The sequence below is a fragment of the Streptomyces sp. M41 genome (assembly GCF_043673425.1).
In the GTDB taxonomy this organism is placed as follows: domain Bacteria; phylum Actinomycetota; class Actinomycetes; order Streptomycetales; family Streptomycetaceae; genus Streptomyces.
The window spans coordinates 1-20,305 of the sequence record NZ_JBIMKE010000040.1 but is presented as its reverse complement, the minus strand read 5'-3'; the positions used below and the strand labels follow the sequence as shown (position 1 = coordinate 20,305).

The following is a 20,305-nucleotide window of genomic DNA, read 5'->3' as shown; positions in this document are numbered from 1 at the left end:
AACTCTCGTGTTACTTCGAATTCTTGTCGGCGCCCTCGCCCTGCGGCCGGGCCCCCTCACCCAGCTGACGCTCGACGGCGGCCTTCACGAGCCCGGCGAACAGCGGGTGCGGGCGCGTCGGACGCGAGCGCAGTTCGGGGTGGGCCTGCGTGGCCACCAGGTAGGGGTGGACGTCGCGCGGGTACTCGACGTACTCGACGAGCTTGCCGTCGGGCGACACCCCGGAGAACAGGACGCCGGCCTTCTTCTCCAGCTCCGCCCGGTAGGAGTTGTTCACCTCGTACCGGTGACGGTGCCGCTCCTCGACGTACTCCTTGCCGTCGTACACCTCGCGCACGATGGAGCCCTCCGCCAGCTTGGCCGGGTACATGCCGAGCCGCATCGTGCCGCCCATGTCGCCCTCACCGGCGACGATGTCGAGCTGCTCGGCCATCGTGGAGATGACCGGGTGGCCGGTGGCCGGGTCGAACTCGGTGGAGTTGGCGTCGGAGATGCCGGCGAGGTTGCGGGCCGCCTCGATCACGATGCACTGAAGACCCAGGCACAGGCCGAGCAGCGGGATCCGGTTCTCGCGGGCGAACTTGATCGCGCCGACCTTGCCGAGCACACCGCGGTCGCCGAAGCCGCCCGGGATGCAGATGCCGTCCACGTCGCCCAGCTGCTGCTTGGCACCGGCCGGGGTCTTGCAGTCGTCGGAGGTGACCCACTTGATCTTCACGCGGGCCCGGTTGGCGAAGCCGCCGGCGCGCAGTGCCTCGGTGACCGAGAGGTAGGCGTCGGGCAGGTCGATGTACTTGCCGACCAGCGCGAGGGTGATCTCGTGGTCGGGGTTGTGGACGCGGTCCAGCAGATCGTCCCAGGTCGTCCAGTCCACGTCGCGGAACGGCAGGTCGAGCTTGCGGACGACATAGGCGTCCAGGCCCTCGCCGTGCACGGTCTTCGGGATGTCGTAGATCGAGCGGGCGTCGGGGCAGGCCACCACGGCCGCCTCGTCGACGTCGCACATCAGCGAGATCTTGCGCTTGATCGCGGTGGGCACCTCACGGTCGCAGCGCAGCACGATCGCATCTGGCTGAATACCGATGTTGCGCAGAGCCGCAACCGAGTGCTGGGTCGGCTTCGTCTTCAACTCACCCGAGGGGCCGATGTACGGCAGGAGCGAGATGTGGACGACGAAGACATTGTCCCGGCCGACCTCGTGACGGACCTGGCGGACGGTCTCCAGGAACGGCAGCGACTCGATGTCGCCGACCGTGCCGCCGACCTCCGTGATCACGACGTCGACCTCGTCCGTCGCCATGCGGCGGATGCGGTGCTTGATCTCGTTGGTGATGTGCGGGATGACCTGCACGGTGTCGCCCAGGTACTCGCCGCGCCGCTCCTTGGCGATCACGGTGTTGTACACCTGACCGGTGGTGACGTTCGCGGATCCGTCCAGGTCGCGGTCGAGGAATCGCTCGTAGTGGCCGATGTCCAGGTCGGTCTCGGCGCCGTCGTTGGTGACGAACACCTCACCGTGCTGGAAGGGGTTCATCGTGCCAGGGTCGACATTGAGGTACGGGTCCAGCTTCTGCATGACGACGCGCAGACCCCGCGCCTTGAGGAGCATGCCGAGGCTGGAGGCCGTCAGGCCCTTGCCGAGCGAGGAGGCGACACCCCCGGTGACGAAGATGTGCTTGGTCGTCGTGGTGCTGTTTCGAAAAGCAGCGGGCGGCATGGCCAAGAGGGGGCTCCCGTGGTCGCGATCTTGAAGTGCGGTTCGGGGGTCTTCACGCCCACCGGTCCACGGGCTACCAGGGTATCAGCGACGGGGACCGATGGCTTCCGGCCACGCTCCGCGCACGAGTGGGCACGGATCCGCACGCTTCACCGATTTCCCGCGCATCGGTCACCCATTGCTCACCCGTTCGGCCGACCCGGGTTGCCCGGAGCGGCACGCAGATCATCTACGTGCGTCGTATCCTGCTCGGACATTCGCTGCCGAGCCCGGCCGGCAACACGGCACCACCCCTCGCCCGTAACCACCGGAACAACAAGAGCTCGTCAGTTCGTTGAGCAGAGATCGCCGAGAAGAGACTGTCGTTTTGCCTCACGGCCGAGACGACTGCTTTGCTTCACGGCTCAACGACGCATCACAAAACCCACCCCTTGACCGCACTAGCGAGAGCCCCCTTGCCAGAAGGGGGTGACGTGGCCGTTCGACTGGAGTTGCACGTGGCCGGGCGCATCGAAGACTACGCACTCATCGGAGACATGCAGACCGCCGCACTGGTCTGCCGGGACGGCACAGTCGACTGGCTGTGCCTGCCCCGCTTCGACTCGCATGCCATCTTCGCCGGCCTGCTGGGCACCGAGGAGCACGGCTTCTGGCGGCTCGGCCCCGCCCATGCCTCCGACGCCCCGCCGCCCACCGCGGCCCGGCGCAGCTACCGCGGTGACTCCCTGATCCTGGAGTCCGAGTGGGACACGCCGCGCGGCACGGTCCGGGTGATCGACTTCATGCCGCCGCGTGACGGCGCGCCCCAGCTGATCCGGATCGTGGAGGGCGTCTCCGGCCGGGTGCCGATGCGCTCGGCGCTCAGGATGCGTTTCTCCTACGGCCGGGTCGTGCCGTGGGTGCACAAGCACGAGGGCCGTACGGTCGCCGTCGCCGGTCCGGACTCCGTGTGGTTCGACGCGGAGACCGAGACGTACGGCAAGTCGCTGACGACGTACTCGGACTTCACGGTCGCCCCGGGCGAGCGGATCGCGTTCACCATCTCCTGGGAGCCCTCGCACAAGCAGCCGCCGGCCCTGCCGGAGCCGGAGCAGTCGCTGGTGGCGACGGAGGACTTCTGGCGCGAGTGGGTCGAGCACTGTACGTACCACGGGCCCTACCGCGAGGCGGTCATCCGCTCGCTGATCACCCTCAAGGCACTGACGTACGCCCCGACGGGCGGCATCGTGGCCGCCCCGACGACCTCGCTGCCCGAGGACATCGGCGGCGTCCGCAACTGGGACTACCGCTACACCTGGCTGCGCGACGCGGCGATCACCCTGTCCTCGCTGCTTCGCACCGGCTACCGCGAGGAGGCGCGAGCCTGGCGCGAGTGGCTGCTCAGGGCCGTCGCGGGCGACCCGGAGAACCTCCAGATCATGTACGGCATCGCCGGCGAGCGCGAGCTCGGCGAGGCCGAGCTGGACTGGCTGCCCGGCTACGAGAAATCCGCCCCCGTGCGGGTCGGCAACGGCGCCGCGCACCAGCTTCAGCTGGACGTGTACGGCGAGGTCACCGAGGCCCTGCACCTGGCGCACATGACGGGCCTGGCCCGCAACGACTACGCCTCCCTGCTCCAGCTGAAGCTGATCCGCTACCTGGAGGACCACTGGCAGGAGCCGGACGAGGGCATCTGGGAGGTGCGCGGCCCGCGCCGCCACTTCGTGCACTCCAAGGTGATGGCCTGGGTCGCCGTCGACCGGACGATCAAGCTCATCGAGTCCGGCGACGCGGACGGCCCGCTGGAGCGCTGGAAGGAACTGCGCGACGAGATCCACCGGGACGTGTGCGAGAAGGGCTACGACAAGGAGCGCAACACGTTCACGCAGTCGTACGGCTCGAAGGAGCTGGACGCCTCCCTGCTGCTGATCCCTCAGATGGGCTTCCTGCCGCCGGACGACAAGCGCGTCATCGGCACCATCGAGGCGATCCAGCGCGAGCTGTCGACGCCGGACGGCTTCATCCTGCGCTACCCGACGGAGGGCGAGGACGAGGGCGTCGACGGCCTTCCCGGTGACGAGGGCGCCTTCCTGGCCTGCTCGTTCTGGATGGCGGACGACCTGGCGATGATCGGCCGTGTCGACGAGGCCCGCAAGCTGTTCGAGAAGCTGCTGTCGCTGCGCAACGACCTCGGTCTGCTGGCCGAGGAGTGGGACCCGGTCCGCCAGCGCCAGGTCGGCAACTTCCCGCAGGCATTCAGCCACGTCCCGCTGATCGACACCGCACTGCGACTGACGGCGTCCGGGGCGTACGGCGGCTGACAGAGCCTCTGCGATGCCCCGCCCGACGGCCGTTCTCCTGCGGCACCGGGGGCCAGGCACGCGCCCCGGCCCGGTCCGGCCGGGGTGAGCGCTCCGCCCGCCGAACACCCCGCTCACGAGCACTTCCCGGGCCCTCCCCCCTTCCGGATATGTCATCGGGCCACGCCCCGGGTAGCGTCCGCCTATGGACAGCGGTACGGGCGGTACGGGCGGTATGGAGAGCGGGTTCGGCACCCAGGGCGCCGGGATCACCGTGCGGCGGGCGCTGGAGCTTCCCGGCCTGCGCAGCGGGCTCCCGGAGATCCTCGCGGGCGGCGACCGGCTGGGGCGTACCGTGCGCTGGGTGCACGCGGGCGAGGTGCCCCACATCGCGTCCCTGCTGAAGGGCGGCGAGCTGCTGCTGACCACCGGCTACGGCCTCGGCACCCGGCCGGCCGACCAGCGCGCGTTCGTGCGCACCCTGGCCGAGCGCGGCATCGCCGCCCTTGTCGTCGAGCTCGGCCCGCGTTTCACACGGCTGCCCGCGGCGCTGATCGACACGGCCCGCACGGCGGGTCTGCCGCTGGTGCAGCTGCACCGCGAGGTGCCGTTCGTGACGGTCACCGAGGAGATCCACACCGAGATCGTCAACGGCCACTACGCACTGCTGCAACGGGCGGAGGAGGTGCACCGCCGGTGCACGCAGGCTCTGCTCGGCGGCGGTGGGGTGCCCCAAGTGCTCGGGATCCTGGCCGACTTCTGCGGAAACCCGGTCTTCCTGGAGACGACGGAGGGTCTGCTGCTGTATGCCGCCGGGGCGGGCCCCGAGGGCGCGGACCCGTTGCAGGTGTGGGAGGGGCTGCGGGGGCAGCACAAAAACGCGCCGCCGCCCGTCGGGTCAGTGCTGGTGGATGTGCCGGGCGGCGGGCCGGGCACGGGCTCGGTGCGTGCCCGGCTCGTTCTCCTGCCGGTCCGGGGCCCGCTCGCACCCGTTCACCGGATGGCGGCCGAGCGTGCCGCGGGCATCATGGCCGTGGTGCTGATGCAGGCCCGGCAGGAGGAGGAGCTGGCGGCACGGGGGCGTGGCGACTTCCTCACCGACCTCGCGGAGGGCCGGATCACGGCCGAGGACGCCCCGGCGCAGGCGCGCGTGCTGGGGTTCAAGCCGGGCCGGAGCCCGTTGCTGCCGGTGGTGATGCGGCTGGGTGACGTGCTGTCGGCCGGTGGGGGTGCCGGCGGCTCGGGCGGAGCCGAGAGCGGGGGAGGCTGGGCGGTGCTGGCGCGCGCGGTCGCGGAGGAGCTGGCCTCGGTCGGGGTTCCGGTGCTGCTCGGCGTACGGCCCGTGGAGGGCCGGGTCCTGGTGTTGCTGGGGCTGCGCGCGGAGTCGGAGCGGTCGACGGTCGCGGACCGGGTCGCGACGGCGCTGCGGGCGGGCGTGGAACGTGCCGGGGTCCAGCGGCACGGGGCGCAGCCGCCGGTCGTGGTCGTCGGGGTGGCCGGTGGCTGGACGGCGGCCTCGGCGGGCCTCAGACACGCGGCGGAGACGGCGACGGCGGCCCAGGGCCTGTCGGACCGCCCCTGGTACGACGCCCGGCGCCTGGACATCGACCTGCTGCTGTGGCGGCTGCGCGACCATCCGGACCTCGCTGCCTTCGTGGACCGCGCGATCGGCCCGCTCCGCGACCACGACGACCGGTCCAGGCCGCCGCTGCTGCCCACGCTCGAGACGTACTTGGCGCACGCGGGCCGGAAGGCGGAGACGGCCCGCGAACTGCACCTGAACCGGCAGACGCTCTACAACCGCCTCGCCCGCATCGGCGAGTTGCTGGGCACGGACCTCGACGACCCGCAGACGGTGCTGGCGTTGAGCCTGGCGCTGCGGGCACGTCGGCACGTGCCGTAGCGGGCGGTCAGATCATGGGTTGGGGCTGCGTCAACTCGTCGTAGACGCTGAGGACTTGGGCGACGGTCTCGTCCTCGGTCGGCCAGGTCGCCGCCTGCCGCGCGCCCCGCTCCCTGAGCAGTTCCTGCCGCTCGGGGTCGGCGAGCAGCCGTACGACGGTGTCGGCGAGGGCCTTCGCGTCGCCGTACGGCACGAGTTCGGCCGCGTCTCCGACGAGTTCCGGGATGCCGCCGACGTCGGTGGCGACGAGCGGCACGCGCGCGTGCAGGGCCTCCTGCGCCAGCAGCGAGCGGGACTCCCAACTGCTGGTCAGGAGTGCCACGTCGGCCGCGGCGAGCAGCTCGCAGACGTCGTCGCGCCGCCCGATGAGCCGTACGGGCAGCCCCTCGTCCTCGATCCGGCGTTGCAGAGCCGCCCGCAGCGCGCCCTCGCCCGCGATCACGACCAGCGGCACGGGATCGAGCCGCAGCCACGCGCGCGCGGCGTCCAGCAGCACGTCGTACCCGCGATGCCGCTCCAGCGAGCCGACGGCGATCAGCAACGGGCGTCCGGTGGAGCCGAGTTCGGCACGCACCTTGGGGCGTAGCCGGTCGGGGTCGTCCGGCTCGACGACCCGGCGGGGCGCCGGCATGGCCACGGCGGCGAGGCGCGCGTCCCGGGCACCGGTGCGACGGGCCCGGTCCACGAGCGTCGAGGTGGACCCGAGCACGACGGAGGCGGTCTTGACGACTCGCCGCTCCAACAGCCCTACGAGATGGGCGCGGGCGGCGCCCTCGGCCTGCGCCCGGTCGTGCCAGGTGACGACGAGCGGGGTACGCCGCCCGCTGAGCGCCAGCACGGTACGGAAGGAGGCGTGCAGGCCGTGCGCGTGCACCAGGTCGGCTTCGGCGCAGGCGGCGCGCAGGGCGGCGACCGAGGCGGGGTCACTGCTGCGCGGCACGTGCACATGGTCGGCGCCGGTACCCCTGAAGTCGTAGCGGTGATCGGCCTCGACGGGGGCGCACACGGTGACCCGCACGCCCCTCGCGACCAGCCCCGACGCCAGCGATCGCACATGCGCGCTGCTGCCGGCGTTGCCGCCGCCCAGCACCTGCACGGTGCGCAGCGAGGACTGGCCGTGCGGTGCGTGGCTGCTCACGGGGGTCACGTGGCCGGGGCTCCTGGTTCGGGTCGGGCGGTCACGAAGAACGTACAGAAGGATCGGGCGGAGGGGGTGTACCGCGAGGATCCCTACGCGTACGACGTCTTTACGCCAAGGATGCCAGGAGCCGCGGGCGTTCAGGGAACGGCGGGAGGAGAGCGGGTGGGCGCGGGGCGGGTGAGACGGCACGGGGAGTCACCCACGTGGGTGAAGTCCGCAAGGTTCCGTTCGAATGCGGAGGCGCGCCACGCCGGCGGCCCGGACCCACTGCTTCACCGGGCCCGCCTCGGCCGACCTGCCGCCCTGCCCGCCCCCGTCAGCGCCGCCCGTCAGCGCCGCCCCGTCGGGCCGCCCCACGTCAACGCCCGCCCCCTCTCCGCGCCACCTCGCTCACCTTGTCGCCGTACGCCGCGGCGGCCACGAGGGCCGCTGCATGCACGGCCAGTCCGGTCCGGCCGTTCCCGGCGACGACGGCGGCGCCGAGGGCCGCGCCCAGCGCATGGGCGCCCGTGTCACCGATCATCGCCCGCTCCCCGAGGTCGTCGGGCAGTACTGCAGCCGCGGCACCCATGGCCGCGGCGGCGATCCCGGCGCCGGACCCCGCCCGGAGCAGCCCCGGCGCACCGAGCGCGAGGACCGCTGCGGCGGCCCTGCCCGGGCGTACGTCCACGAGGTTGACGAAGTGGGCGGCCCCGGCGATCACCACGCCCGCGAGCACCTTGTCCACCGGCCGCTCCTTCAGGAACGCGCCCGCCACGAGCCCCGCGGCGGAGATCCCGATCAACTTGACCGCCCCGCTGGTGACTTCGCCGTCCCGCAGAGTGCCGAGGTGCGCCCGGAAGCCGCGGCGGGGGTTCCCGGCCCCGGCGACGTCGTCGTACGCCCCGCAGGCTGCCGCGACGGCGACCGCGGCCCCGGCGGCCGGCCGTATCCGCCCCGCACCCACGGCAGCGGCCAGCGCGCAGGCGGCACCGGCGTACAACTCCACGGTGCCACCGGCGTAGTTCTTCCGCTCCCAGCGCGCACGACCACCGGGAGCCGCGGCACGCAGTCCGGCGACGGCGGCACGAGTGAGAGCGGCACAGAGGCCGAAGGAGCGGAACCTCGGGGCACGTTCGATCATGCGGCCACCCTACGGCCCGCCACTGACATCCCCGCCCGGCACGGACGTCTGCCGGACCGCCCGCAGCGCCGGCCAGGGTCAGCCCGAGGTGACGGTTGTCGTCCGCCCCGGCGACCAGGCGCCGCGGTGCCGGTTACCGGTCCGCCCGGGCCGTCTCCAGCAGCTCCTCCGCATGGGCCCGCGCCGTCTCGGAGTCCTCCTGCCCGGCGAGCATCCGGGACAGCTCCCGGATCCGTTCCTCGCCCTCCAGGACCTTCACCCCGGACCGGGTGACCGACCCGTCATTGGTCTTCTCGACGAGCAACTGCCGGTCGGCGAAGGCCGCGACCTGCGGCAGATGCGTCACCACCACGACCTGCGCGCTCCTCGCCAGCCGCGCCAGCCGCCGCCCGATCTCCACGGCTGCCTTGCCACCGACACCGGCGTCGACCTCGTCGAAGAGGTAGGTCGGCACGGGGTCGGTCCCCGCGAACACGACCTCGACGGCCAGCATCACGCGCGAGAGCTCACCACCGGAGGCTCCCTTGGCGATCGGCCGCGGCGGCGCTCCCGGGTGGGGAGCCAGCAGCAACTCCACCTCGTCCGCACCCGACGCCCCGTAGGCGACCGTGCGGCCCCCGACCTGAACGCCCTGCGGGTCCTCGGTCTGCCGGATGTCGAAGGACACGCGCGCGTGCGGCATGGCGAGCGAGGCCAGCTCCGCGGTCACGGCGGCGGCGAACCTCTCGGCGGCCTCGGTGCGCGCGTCGGTCAGCGCCTGCGCCAGCCCGCCCAGCTCGGCGCGCAGCCCGTCCCGCTCGGCGGTCAGCTCGTCGATCCGCTCGTCGTCGCCGTCCAGCTCGGTCAGCCGGCTGCTGCTCTCCTCGGCCCAGGCGAGCACGGCGGCGACGTCCTCGCCGTACTTGCGGGTGAGCGTGGTCAGCGCGGCCCGGCGTTCCTCGACGGCCGTGAGCCGCAGCGGATCGGCGTCCAGGTCGTCGGCGTATCCCGCGAGCTCCCCGGCCACATCGCCCAGCAGGATCCCGATCTCCCCGATCCGGTCGGCCAGCGCCGCCAGCGCCGGATCGTGCGCCCGCACCGCGTCCAGAGCCCGCTGCGCCCCCGCGACGAGCGTGGCGGCGTCGATGCCCTCGGGGTCCTCCGGGTTGCCGGCCAGGGCGGCGTGCGCGGCCGTGGCGGCGGACGACAGCGCCTCGGCGTGCCCGAGCCGTTCCGCCTCCTCCGCGAGCTCCACGTCCTCCCCGGCCCGGGGCTCGACCCCGGCGATCTCCTCCAGCCCGAAGCGCAGCCGGTCGGCTTCCTGGGCCCGCTCACGCGCGCGTGTGACGATCTCGTCGAGCTCGACGGAGACGGCCCGCAGCCGCCGGTAGGCCTCGGTGTACTTGGCGAGCGGCACGGCGACGGAGTCCCCCGCGTACCGGTCGAGCGCCTGCCGCTGCCGGGAGAGCTTCAGCAGCCCCTGCTGATCGGTCTGCCCGTGCACGGCCACCAGGTCGTCGGCGAGCTCGGCGAGCAGTCCGACCGGGACGCTGCGTCCGCCCAGATGCGCCCGCGACCGGCCCTCGGCGGAAACGGTACGGCTGATCAGCAACGCACCGTCGTCGAGCTCGGCACCCGCCTCCTCGGCCCGCACCACGGCCGACGCGTCGGCGGCGACGCTGATCCGCCCCTCCACGACCGCGCTCTTGGCCCCGATCCGCACCAGCGCCGGGTCCGCCCGCCCACCGAGGAGCAACCCCAGGCTCGTGACCACCATGGTCTTGCCGGCACCCGTCTCACCCGTGACGGCGGTGAACCCGGGCGACAACTCGACGACCGCGTCGTCGATGACTCCGAGCGACCGTATCCGCATCTCCTCCAACACGGACACGACCTTACGAGGTCAGGGGCCGGGAGTGCGACGCCCCCCGGTCCCAGTCCTGTGAAGGTCCAGGTGACGAATGTGTACCGGCCGCACATGTCACCCAGGCGAGTGCAAGGCCCGCAGGCGCCCTAATGCGGTGCTCCCCGCCAACCGGAAACCGGCAACGCGAACTTCGCGACCAGCCGATCCGTGAACGATGCGTGATGCAACCGGGCCAGCCGCACCGGCACGGCCCCGCGCCGCACCTCCACCCGCGCGCCGGGCGGCAACTCGACGGTCCGCCGGCCGTCGCACCACAGCACCCCCGGTGGGATGTGCGGCAGCACCTCCACCGCCAGCACCGAATCCGGCGACGTCACCAACGGCTTCGCGAACAAGGCGTGCGCGCTGATCGGCACCATCAGCAACGCCTCCACCTCGGGCCACACCACCGGTCCGCCCGCGGAGAAGGCATACGCCGTCGACCCGGTCGGCGTGGACAGCACGATGCCGTCGCACCCGAACCCCGTCACCGGCCGTCCGTCGATCTCCAGCACGACCTCGAGCAGCTTCTCCGCCCCGGCCTTCTGCACGGCCGCCTCGTTCAGCGCCCAGTCCGTGTGCACGATGTCGCCGTTCTGATGCACCACGACGTCGACGGTCATCCGCTCCTCGACCTCGTACGCCTTGGTCACCACCCGGTCGACGACCTTGTCGAGATCGTCCCGCTCGGCCTCCGCGAGGAACCCGACCCGCCCGAGGTTGACCCCGAGCATCGGCACCCCCGACGCCCGCGCGAACTCGGCGCCGCGCAGCAGCGTCCCGTCACCGCCCAGCACGATGAGCAGCTCGCATCCGTCGAGGCACTGCGCAGTCGCCTCCTTGACCAGCTGCACCTCGTCCGGCAGCGGCAGATCCTGCGCCTCGGCCTCCAGGACGCGCACGCCGATCCCCGACCGCAGCAGTCCCCTGACCACCAGCTCGGCGCTGCGAATGGCCGCGGGGCGCCCGGTGTGGGCGAGCAGAAAAACAGTACGAGCTCGGTCCTGTGTCAACGCGGCCCCTCCGCTACTGCACGGTCAACGTCGGCCGGGTCCAGGGCGGGCGCCCCGGCACGCAGCCACAGAAAGTACTCGACATTCCCCGACGGCCCGGGCAACGGGCTGGCCGTGACCCCCTTCACCCCGAGCCCGAGTTCCCACGCCTTCTCGGCCACGCCGCGCACGGCCTCGGCCCGCAGCTGGGCGCTGCGGACGACCCCGCCGCTGCCCAGCCGTTCCTTCCCCACCTCGAACTGCGGCTTGACCATCATCACCAGGTCGGCGTCCGGCTTGACGCACCGCACCAGAGCGGGCAGCACCAGTCCGAGCGGGATGAAGGACAGATCCCCCACGACAAGATCCACTGACTCCCCATCGATCGCCTCGAGCGTCAACTCGCGTACGTTCGTACGGTCCTTGACGGTGACGCGTTCATCACTGCGGAGAGTCCAGGCGAGTTGTCCGTAGCCGACGTCGACGGCGACGACGTGCGTGGCCCCGGACCGCAGCAGGACGTCGGTGAAGCCCCCGGTGGACGCGCCGGCGTCGAGCGCCCGCCGCCCCTCGACGACCAGCCCCTGCGGCACGAACGCCGCTAGCGCGCCCGCCAGCTTGTGCCCGCCGCGTGAGACGTAGTCGGGGTCGCTGTCGTCGGCGGTGACGACGATGGCCGCCGCGGTCTCCACCTGCGTGGCCGACTTCGTCGCGACGGTCTTGCCGACGGTCACCCGGCCGGCGGCGATCAGCTGGCCGGCGTGCTCACGCGAACGCGCGAGCTTCCGGCGGACCAGCTCCGCGTCGAGACGACGGCGTGCGACTCCTGCCACGTTCGGTTCAGCTCCTATGTCCGTACGACGGTGAGGGCGCCGGAGGTCCCGGGCGGGCGTCGAGCGCGGTGAGCGCGTCGCGCAGCCCCCGGTGTACATCCTCGTACACCTCGATGTGCCCGTCGGTGGCCAGGTGGTCGGCGTCACCCAGCCGCTCCAGCTGGGCGTCGACATCGGCGTGGCCGGTGGGGGTGCGGGGGACGCTCAGGGGGGCGGGGGCGCCGGGGTCGTACTCGGGGGCGCCGGGGTCGTACTCGGGTTCGACCACCGCCACCGCCACGGCCTCGGCCTCCGCCACCGCGATCTCCGCCGCCGGGATCGCCGTCTCCGGGATCTGCGTCTCCCGGATCTCCGTCTCCGGAACTGCGTCGCTCATGCCCAGACGCTACCCCGAAGCCCTGGGGTACCGTCGATCTCGATGGCCACGACCGAGGAGTGCCGCGCCGCACTCGAGAAGCTCTCCGCCAACATGCAGAACGCCGAAGGGGACGTCCGCGACGCCGCGGTGCTGGACCGCTCGGTGAGCTGCCACATCACCGACTTGGACGTGACGTTCGCCGGCCGTATGGCGGGCGGCCGGATCCACGTCCACGACACGCTCCAGGGACCGCCCCGGGAGAAGGCCCAGATCAGACTCAGCATGACCGGCGACGACCTGATCGCCCTGGTCGACGGCGATCTCCACTTCGCCAAGGCGTGGGGCTCGGGCCGGGTGAAACTGCACGCGGGCGTGCGTGATCTGCTGCACCTAAGGAAGCTGCTGTAGCCGCGGGCTCAGGAAGCCTCGTACTGAAAGCCCTTCAGGAAGCCCCCGTACCGAAGGCCCTTCAGTAAGCCTTCGCAGCCGCTGCCTTCTCGACCTCTCTGCGTGCCTGCCGCGCCGCCGGCACCACGAGCGGTGTGCCCGTCTCCGGGTCGTCGATCACCTGGCAGCGCAGCCCGAAGACCTGCTCGACCAACTCGGCCGTGACGATGTCGTTCGGGGCGCCCTCGGCGATGACCTGCCCACCGCGCAGCGCGATGAGATGCGTGGCGTACCGGGCGGCGTGGTTGAGGTCGTGGAGCACGGCGACCAGGGTCCGCCCCTGCTCCTCGTGCAGCTCGGCGCACAGGTCGAGGACGTCGATCTGGTGCTGGATGTCGAGGTACGTCGTCGGCTCGTCGAGCAGCAGCAGCGGCGTCTGCTGGGCGAGCGCCATCGCGATCCACACCCGCTGGCGCTGCCCGCCGGACAGTTCGTCGACATAGCGATCCGCGAGCTCGGCGACCCCGGTCTGCTCCATCGACTCCTGGACGACCCGCTCGTCCTCGGTGGACCACTGGCGCAGGAGCCCCTGGTGCGGATACCGGCCGCGGCCGACGAGATCGGCGACGGTGATCCCGTCGGGCGCGATCGAGGACTGCGGCAGCAGGCCCAGCGTGCGGGCGACCTTCTTCGCCGGCATCGACTGGATGGTCTGCCCGTCCAGCAGGACCCGGCCCTGGCTGGGCTTGAGCATCCGGGACAGCGCCCGCAGCAGCGTCGACTTGCCGCAGGCGTTCGGGCCGACGATCACGGTGAAGGAGTTGTCGGGTATCTCCACCGACAGCTGCTCGGCGATGACCCGCTGGTCGTAGGCGAGGGTGACGTTGTCGGCGGACAGGCGGTTCACAGTGCTCCTTGTGCTCCTTCGATGGTTCAGTCCGTTCTTCGACGCGCTGCCGATGCGGCTGTCGGCGCTCATATCCGGCCCGCCCTGCGCTCGGTGACCAGCAGCCACAGCAGGTACACCCCACCGAGGACACCCGTGACCACGCCCACGGGCAGCTGGTCGGCGCCGAAGACGCGCTGGGAGATCCAGTCGGCGGTGACGAGGAGAGCGGCGCCCATGCACAGCGAGGGCAGCAGGTTCGGGCCGGGCGAGCGGGTCAGGCGCCGGGCCAGCTGCGGGGCGGTGAGCGCCACGAAGCTGACGGGGCCGGCCGCGGCGGTGGCGGCGGCGGTGAGCAGCACGGCGCACACCATCAGCAGCAGCCGTACGCGTTCGACGCGCACGCCGAGGGCGTACGAGACGTCGTCGCCCATCTCCATCATCCGCAGTCCGCGCCCGTTGGCGAGGACGAGCGGCACGAGCACGGCGCACAGCGCGAGCAGCGGCCAGACCTGCTCCCAGTCCCGGCCACTGAGGGACCCGGTCATCCATACGACCGCACGGGCCGCGTCGACCAGGTCGGCCTTGGTCAGCAGATAGCCGTTGACGGCCGTCATGATCGCGGACATGCCGATACCGACCAGGACCAGCCGATAACCGTGCACGCCCCGCTTCCACGCGAGCAGATAGATGGCGAGTCCGGTCGCGAGTCCGCCGACGAGCGCACCGACCGTGATCTGCCTGGCGTCCCCGGAGAAGATCACGACCACCAGGAGCGCCCCGGCCGTGGCCCCCTGTCCGAGGCCGAGGATGTCGGGGCTGCCCAGCGGGTTGCGGGACAGCGCCTGGAACAGCGCGCCGCCGAGGCCGAGGGAGGCGCCGACCAGGAGCCCGACGAGGACCCGCGGCAGCCGCAGGTCCTTGACGATGAACTCCTGCCCCGCGTTCCCGTCGCCGAGCAGCGTCTTGAGTACGTCGCCCGCAGTGATCGGGAAGTCGCCGGTGCCGATCAGCAGCACGCTCGCCGCGAGCGCGGCGACGAGCAGCAGGACGACGGCGGTCAGCGCCCGCACATCCAGCCGGACCGAGAGCCCGCCCGGCGTCCGCACGGTACGGCTGCCACGTCCGGTCCGCACCGCGGCCCGCGCCCCACCCTTCGCGCGCCCGTTCGCCCCGTTCGCCTCGTTCACCTCGTCCTTCGCGCCCTCGACGGCCTCGTCCCGTGCTTCGCTCTTCACGACGCCCTTCGCCTCGCTCTTCCGTACGGTCCTCACAGCTGGGCCGTCCTCCGCCGTCGTACGAGAAAGATGAAGACCGGTCCGCCGACGATCGCGGTGACGATGCCGACCTGGAGCTCGGAGGGCCGGGCGACGAGCCGGCCGATGACGTCGGCACCGAGCAGCAGCACCGGCGACAGGACGGCCGCGTACGGCAGGATCCAGCGCAGGTCCGGGCCGGTGAAGGACCGCACGACGTGCGGCACCATCAGGCCGACGAACACGATCGGTCCGCAGGCCGCGGTCGCGGCACCGCACAGGACCGTCGCGGCGAGCATCGACAGCACGCGGGTGCGGTTCAGGTTGGCGCCGAGGGCCCTGGCGGTGTCGTCACCCATCTCCATGGCGTTCAGCGGCCGGGCGAGCGCGAGCGCGAGGAGCATGCCGATGACGAGGAACGGCAGCACCTGCTCGATGGTCGCGTCCGTCGCCGAAGACAGCGAGCCGACCGTCCAGAAGCGCATCTTGTTCAGCGCGGCACTGTCCATGATCATCACGGCCTGGAGATAGCCGTAGAGCGCGGCGCTGATCGCCGTACCCGCGAGCGCGAGCCGTACCGGTGTGGCGCCCCGGCTGCCGCCGAGGAACCACACCATGGCGCCGACCGTGGCGGCACCGAGGAAGGCGAACCAGACATAGCCGCGCAGGCTGGTGACGCCGAAGAAGGTGACGGCGGTGACGACCGCGGCGGACGCGCCCGCGTTGATGCCGAGCAGTCCGGGATCGGCGAGCGGATTGCGGGTGAGGGCCTGGAGCACGGCCCCGGCGAGGCCGAGGGCGGCTCCGACGAGCAGTCCCAGCACGGTGCGGGCGATCCGGTCGTCGACCACCACGTCGCCGTAGGTGCCGGAGGCTTGGAACAGTCCGTGCCAGACCTCGCCGACGGACAGCTGTTTCGCGCCGACCGCGATGCTCGCCGATGCGACGACCACCAGGATCAGGACAGAGACGAGCAGCCCAACGGCGCGTATCGCCTGTCGGGTTGACGGCGCGGACCCGGGCTCCGCGCGCTTTTCGGGGGGACTGTCGACCAACACGCAGTTAGGTTAGCCTACCCTGCCATTCGGCCACGATCCCGCTCCTGACCCCGCCGTAAGGGCCCCTCACAGCTCCAGCCGAGCCAGCGCCTTCCCCGTCTCCAGCGTGCACACACCCTCCCCGGCCGAGCTCCAGGCCGCCGCGCACAGCGCCCGCAGCCCGTCCAAGGACTCCCCCTCACCATCGAGTTCAAGCCGCTCGGCACCGGCCGTCGCCGTCCAGCCACCGCACCGGAACCCCTCCCCGGCCGCGACGACCTCCGGCTGCCCGGTGAGCAGCCCACGCAGATCGGCGTCGACATACGTCGGGCGGTGCTGGGGCGGCGCCGCGAGCAGCAGCGCGCCGTCGGTCACCCCGGTCAGCACCAGCAGTGAGTCCACTCCCCCGTTGAACGCCCCCTCGATGTCCGTGTCCAGCCGGTCCCCGACCACCAACGGCCGCTCGGCACCGGTGCGCAGGATCGTCTCCCGATGCATGGGGGGCAACGGCTTGCCCGCCACCTGCGGCTCGGCACCGGTGGCGATCCGCACGACCTCGACCGCCGCCCCGTTGCCGGGCGCGATCCCACGCCCACTCGGAATCGTCAGGTCGGTGTTGGACGCGAACCAGGGCACCCCGCGCGCGACGGCGTAAGAGGCCTCCGCGAACCGCCCCCACGGCAGCTCGGGCCCGCCGTACCCCTGCACGACCGCCGCCGGATCGTCGTCCGCCGACTCCACCGGCTCCAGCCCGCGCTCGCGCAGCGCCACCCGCAGCCCCTCCCCGCCGATCACCAGCACCCTGGCACCGGCGGGCATCTGCTCACTGATCAGCCGCGCGACCGCCTGAGCCGAGGTGATGACGTCGTCCGCCCCCGTCGGTATCCCCAGCTCCGTCAGATGCCCGGCCACGGTGTCCGGAGTCCGCAGGGCGTTGTTCGTGACGTACGCGAGATGCATCCCGCCCTCACGAGCGACGGCGAGCGACTCCACGGCGTGCTCGATCGCACTGCCGCCCGCATACACCACACCGTCGAGGTCGAGCAGCGCCGTGTCGTACGCCTCGCTCAGGGCACGGCCACTGCCCTCCGGCCTCGTCCTGACGCTCTGGCTCATTACGCATCGCTCCTCGTTCGACGGCTTTCCCCGATCATCCCCCATGCCACTGACACCCGTACGATGCCGGGATGAACACAGCAGGTCACCCGGAAGCAACGGCGCGCCGAGGCCTCGAACTCACCCCGTTCCGAGGGCTTCGCTACGACCCGGACCGGGTCGGCAGCCTGGCCGCCGTCACCTCTCCTCCGTACGACGTCGTCGTCCGCCCCGACGGCCTGCACCACCTCCAGGACGCGGACCCGTACAACATCGTCCGCCTGATCCTCCCCCAGGCGGCCACCGCCGGAGCCCGCAACGAACAGGCGGCGGCCACCCTGCGCCACTGGCTGTCCGAAGGCGTCCTGGCCGCCGATCCCGAACCCGGCCTCTACGTCTACGAGCAACGTGACGGCGACGGCATGCTCCAGCGCGGCGTCATCGGCGCCCTGCGGGTCTCGGAACCGGCAGAGGGCCTGGTGCTGCCGCACGAGGACGTCATGCCCCATGTGGTCGCCGACCGCGCCGCCCTGATGCGCGCGACCTCCGCGAACCTGGAACCACTGCTCCTGACCTACCGCGGCGACGGCACGACAGCCGACACGACAGCCGTCATCGAGCGGACGGCCGAGGGCCCGCCCTTGCTGTCGACGACCACCGAGGACGGCTACAGCCACCGCCTGTGGTCGATCACCGACCCCGCCGATCTGGACCTCGTCCAGTCCGACCTGAGCCACCGCCAGGCCCTGATCGCCGACGGCCACCACCGCTGGGCGACGTATCGCCGTCTACGCGCGGAGCACCCCTCACCCAGCCCCTGGGACCACGGCCTGGTCCTCCTGGTCGACACGGCCCGCTACCCCCTGCGCGTCCGCGCCATCCACCGCCTCCTGCACGACCTGCCCGTACCGGACGCCCTGGCCGCCCTCGACGGACTGTTCCGCGTACGCCGCCTCGAAGTCCCGCTCGCCGAGGCCCTGGAGACGCTGGCCGACGCCGCCTGCACGGGCAACGCCTATCTCCTCGCCGGAGACGGCGCCTTCCACCTGGTCGACGACCCCGACCCGGGACTTCTGGCCCGCACGGTCCCCACCGACCGGCCCCCCGCGTGGCGCACCCTGGACGCGACGGTCCTGCACGCCACACTCCTCGCCCACATCTGGCACATCCCCGAGGACGACCCCACGCGTATCGCCTACATCCACGACACCGCGGCCACCGTCAGCAAGGCGGAACGCGACGGCGGTACGGCCGTCCTGATGCACCCGGTCCGCGAGGACGTCGTACGCGACCTCGCCCGGCAGGGCGTCACGATGCCCCGCAAATCCACATCGTTCGGTCCGAAGCCGGCCTCCGGCCTGGTGCTGCGCGCCCTCGACCTGTGAACGCCGAAGGGGCGGGACCCCAGTCCGGGATCCCGCCCCTCACCTGAGGCTTCGCTCAGTCCTCGGCGCTCTCGTCCGAGCCGGCCTCGGCCTGCTCGTCACCGTCGCGGCCATCCTTGGCCTCGTCCTCCGAGAGGGCGTCGACGAACTCGACACCGTCCATCTCGGCGAGCCGGTCGGAGGCATCCGTGCTGCCGTCCTTGTCGGCCTCGACAGCCTTGGCGAACCACTCACGCGCCTCACCCTGCCGCCCGGCGGCCAGCAACGCGTCCGCGTAGGCGTACCGCAGCCGCGCGGTCCACGGCTGTACGGCGTTGGAGGCGAGCTCGGGGCTCTGCAGCGTCACGATGGCCGCGTCCAGCTGCCCCATGTCCCGCCGGGCGCCGGCCGCGACGAGCCGCATCTCGACCTGCCCCGCCTTGTCCAGCTTCTGCACCTCGGGCGCCCCCGCCATGTCCAGCGCCTTCTCCGGCCGCCCGAGCCCACGCTCGCAGTCGGCCATGACGGGCCACAGTTCGGTGTGACCGGTCATCCGCCGAGCGGCCCGGAACTCGGCGAGCGCCTCGCCGTACTTCTGGTTCGCGTACGCCGCGAACCCGGCCGCCTCTCGTACGGCCGCGACACGCGACGCCAGCCGCAGGGCCACCCTGGAGTAGCCGTACGCGCCCTCGGGGTCCTCGTCGATGAGCCGGGCGACCATCACCAGGTTCCTGGCGACGTCGTCCGCGAGCGTCTTGGGCAGGCTCTGGAGCTCCTGCTTGACGTCCTTGTCGATCTCGTCGCCCGTGACGTCCTCGGGAATCGGCAGCCGCTTGATCGGCTCGCGATCCCGATCGCGGTCACGGTCCCGGTCCCGCTCGTCACGGAACCGCCCACCGCCGCGTCGGTCGTCCCGCCGGTCATCACGCCCACGGAACCCTCCGGGCCGCCCACCACGGTCGTCTCGACGGGGCCCACGACCGCCACGGTCGTCCCGCCCCCGGAAACCTCCACGGTCGTCCCGACGGTCATCCCGCCGGAAGCCACCACGCTCACGGTCGTCACCACGGCGGTCGTCACGGCGGTCGTCACGCCGGCCGTAACCGCCACCGCGGCTGTCATCACGCCGGAAGCCACCACGGTCACGGTCGTCGCCGCGGTACTCACGATCCCGATCGTCACGGCGGAAGCCACTACGGTCACCGTCACGACGGTCGTCGCCACGACGGTCCCCGCCCCGGTGGTCGTCACGCCGGCCGTAGCCACCACCGCGGCTGTCATCACGCCGGAAGCCACCACGGTCACGGTCGTCGCGCCGGAAGCCACCCCGCTCATCGCCACGCCGGTCGTCGCGACGGTCATCCCGGCGCTCGTCCCGGCGCTCGTCCCGGCGGTCATCGCGCCGGAAGCCTCCGCGCTCGGCGTCGCGACGCTCCCCACGATCGTCACGGCGGTAGGCCGGACGATCGCCGTCACGCCGGAAGCCACCACGGTCGCGGTCATCCCTGCGAGGTCCACCGGACCGGTCGTCCCTGCGGAACGGGGGACGGGAGCCCCGGTCGCCTTCGCGCCGGTCGTCGCGCCGGCCGTAGCCACCGCCGCGATTGTCGTCACGCCGGAAGCCACCGCGATCATCACCGCGACGGTCGTCCCGACGGTCGTCACGGCGGTCATCGCGGCGGAAGCCACCGCGGTCGCCGCCCCGGTCGTCACCGCGGCGATCGTCACGTCGATCGTCCCGACGCCCGTAGCCACCACGGTCGTTGTCGCGGCGGAAGCCGCCACGGTCACCACGGTCTCCTCGGTAGCCACCGCGGTCGCCACCGTCCCGTCGCCGCTGGTCGCGCTCCGGTCGGTCGTCGGGAGAGTTGGTGGACATCGGTGGCTCCTGTCTTCGGTACCGCAAGCATTGTAAAAACGAAAGGACCCCTGGTCCCAGCTGAACGCTGGTGACCAGGGGTCCTTCCCAAAGATTGTTCGGCGGCGTCCTACTCTCCCACAGGGTCCCCCCTGCAGTACCATCGGCGCTGTAAGGCTTAGCTTCCGGGT

Annotated in this window: 16 protein-coding genes and 1 pseudogene; 4 read left to right on the top strand and 13 right to left on the bottom strand. The window is 72.0% G+C overall.

Going from position 1 to position 20,305, the window contains the following annotated elements; all coding sequences use genetic code 11:
- Positions 1-10 precede the first annotated feature (10 nt).
- On the bottom strand, positions 11-1,717 hold the full coding sequence (locus tag ACHBTE_RS32660; protein ID WP_394728855.1) for a CTP synthase: 1,707 nt from the start codon (positions 1,715-1,717) through the stop codon (positions 11-13).
- Positions 1,718-2,214: 497 nt separating this feature from the next.
- On the opposite strand from ACHBTE_RS32660, the gene ACHBTE_RS32655 reads away from it, so the two are divergent.
- Positions 2,215-4,017 carry a glycoside hydrolase family 15 protein gene (locus ACHBTE_RS32655; RefSeq protein WP_394728853.1) on the top strand — a complete coding sequence of 601 codons (1,803 nt, stop codon included), beginning with the start codon at positions 2,215-2,217 and terminating at the stop codon, positions 4,015-4,017.
- 184 nt (positions 4,018-4,201) lie between these two features.
- A complete protein-coding gene (locus ACHBTE_RS32650) occupies positions 4,202-5,899 on the top strand; it encodes a PucR family transcriptional regulator (RefSeq protein ID WP_394728775.1) in 1,698 nt (565 codons plus the stop codon).
- 7 nt (positions 5,900-5,906) lie between these two features.
- Here ACHBTE_RS32650 and ACHBTE_RS32645 read toward each other — a convergent pair whose 3' ends face one another.
- The 6 genes from ACHBTE_RS32645 to ACHBTE_RS32620 form a co-directional block, all read right to left on the bottom strand.
- Positions 5,907-7,046 (bottom strand): glycosyltransferase family 4 protein, encoded by a 1,140-nt coding sequence (locus tag ACHBTE_RS32645; protein WP_394728773.1) that lies wholly within the window; start codon positions 7,044-7,046, stop codon positions 5,907-5,909.
- A 352-nt stretch (positions 7,047-7,398) separates the two neighbouring features.
- On the bottom strand, positions 7,399-8,163 hold the full coding sequence (locus ACHBTE_RS32640; protein WP_394728771.1) for a hypothetical protein: 765 nt from the start codon (positions 8,161-8,163) through the stop codon (positions 7,399-7,401).
- A gap of 133 nt (positions 8,164-8,296) precedes the next feature.
- The gene (recN, locus tag ACHBTE_RS32635) at positions 8,297-10,015 is read right to left on the bottom strand and encodes a DNA repair protein RecN (protein ID WP_394728851.1); all 1,719 of its coding nucleotides are present in this window, start codon (positions 10,013-10,015) and stop codon (positions 8,297-8,299) included.
- Positions 10,016-10,155: 140 nt separating this feature from the next.
- Entirely contained in the window at positions 10,156-11,061 is a 906-nt protein-coding gene (locus ACHBTE_RS32630) for an NAD kinase (protein ID WP_394728769.1), read from the bottom strand.
- Positions 11,058-11,873, bottom strand: coding sequence for a TlyA family RNA methyltransferase (locus ACHBTE_RS32625; RefSeq protein WP_394728767.1), 816 nt, complete (start codon positions 11,871-11,873; stop codon positions 11,058-11,060). Before ACHBTE_RS32625 ends, ACHBTE_RS32630 begins: the two co-directional genes overlap by 4 nt.
- 7 nt (positions 11,874-11,880) lie before the next feature.
- Positions 11,881-12,249: a hypothetical protein gene (locus tag ACHBTE_RS32620; RefSeq protein ID WP_394728765.1), complete on the bottom strand. Its 369-nt coding sequence runs from the start codon at positions 12,247-12,249 to the stop codon at positions 11,881-11,883.
- Positions 12,250-12,291: 42 nt separating this feature from the next.
- Between ACHBTE_RS32620 and ACHBTE_RS32615 the strand changes: the two genes are divergently transcribed.
- Positions 12,292-12,639: a sterol-binding protein gene (locus ACHBTE_RS32615; RefSeq protein WP_394728763.1), complete on the top strand. Its 348-nt coding sequence runs from the start codon at positions 12,292-12,294 to the stop codon at positions 12,637-12,639.
- A gap of 61 nt (positions 12,640-12,700) precedes the next feature.
- Here the strand turns inward: ACHBTE_RS32615 and ACHBTE_RS32610 are convergent, their stop codons facing one another.
- The 4 genes from ACHBTE_RS32610 to ACHBTE_RS32595 all read right to left on the bottom strand — a co-directional run bounded on the left by ACHBTE_RS32610 (position 12,701) and on the right by ACHBTE_RS32595 (position 16,913).
- Entirely contained in the window at positions 12,701-13,597 is an 897-nt protein-coding gene (locus ACHBTE_RS32610; protein WP_394728761.1) for an ABC transporter ATP-binding protein, read from the bottom strand.
- Positions 13,594-14,640: a FecCD family ABC transporter permease gene (locus ACHBTE_RS32605; RefSeq protein WP_394728849.1), complete on the bottom strand. Its 1,047-nt coding sequence runs from the start codon at positions 14,638-14,640 to the stop codon at positions 13,594-13,596. The genes ACHBTE_RS32610 and ACHBTE_RS32605 overlap by 4 nt, the downstream gene beginning before the upstream one ends.
- Before the next feature lie 134 nt (positions 14,641-14,774).
- Complete coding sequence (locus tag ACHBTE_RS32600; RefSeq protein WP_394728759.1) at positions 14,775-15,818, bottom strand: FecCD family ABC transporter permease; 1,044 nt, start codon at positions 15,816-15,818, stop codon at positions 14,775-14,777.
- A gap of 66 nt (positions 15,819-15,884) precedes the next feature.
- The gene (locus ACHBTE_RS32595; RefSeq protein ID WP_394728757.1) at positions 15,885-16,913 is read right to left on the bottom strand and encodes an HAD hydrolase-like protein; all 1,029 of its coding nucleotides are present in this window, start codon (positions 16,911-16,913) and stop codon (positions 15,885-15,887) included.
- Between the two features lie 71 nt (positions 16,914-16,984).
- On the opposite strand from ACHBTE_RS32595, the gene ACHBTE_RS32590 reads away from it, so the two are divergent.
- Positions 16,985-18,277, top strand: coding sequence for a DUF1015 domain-containing protein (locus ACHBTE_RS32590; RefSeq protein WP_394728755.1), 1,293 nt, complete (start codon positions 16,985-16,987; stop codon positions 18,275-18,277).
- Positions 18,278-18,332: 55 nt separating this feature from the next.
- On the opposite strand, the gene ACHBTE_RS32585 is transcribed toward ACHBTE_RS32590, so the two are convergent.
- Both ACHBTE_RS32585 and ACHBTE_RS32580 read right to left on the bottom strand, forming a co-directional pair.
- Entirely contained in the window at positions 18,333-19,085 is a 753-nt protein-coding gene (locus ACHBTE_RS32585) for a hypothetical protein (RefSeq protein WP_394728847.1), read from the bottom strand.
- A gap of 234 nt (positions 19,086-19,319) precedes the next feature.
- Positions 19,320-20,162, bottom strand: a pseudogene (locus ACHBTE_RS32580) (hypothetical protein); the annotation flags it as partial.
- Positions 20,163-20,305: the final 143 nt, after the last annotated feature.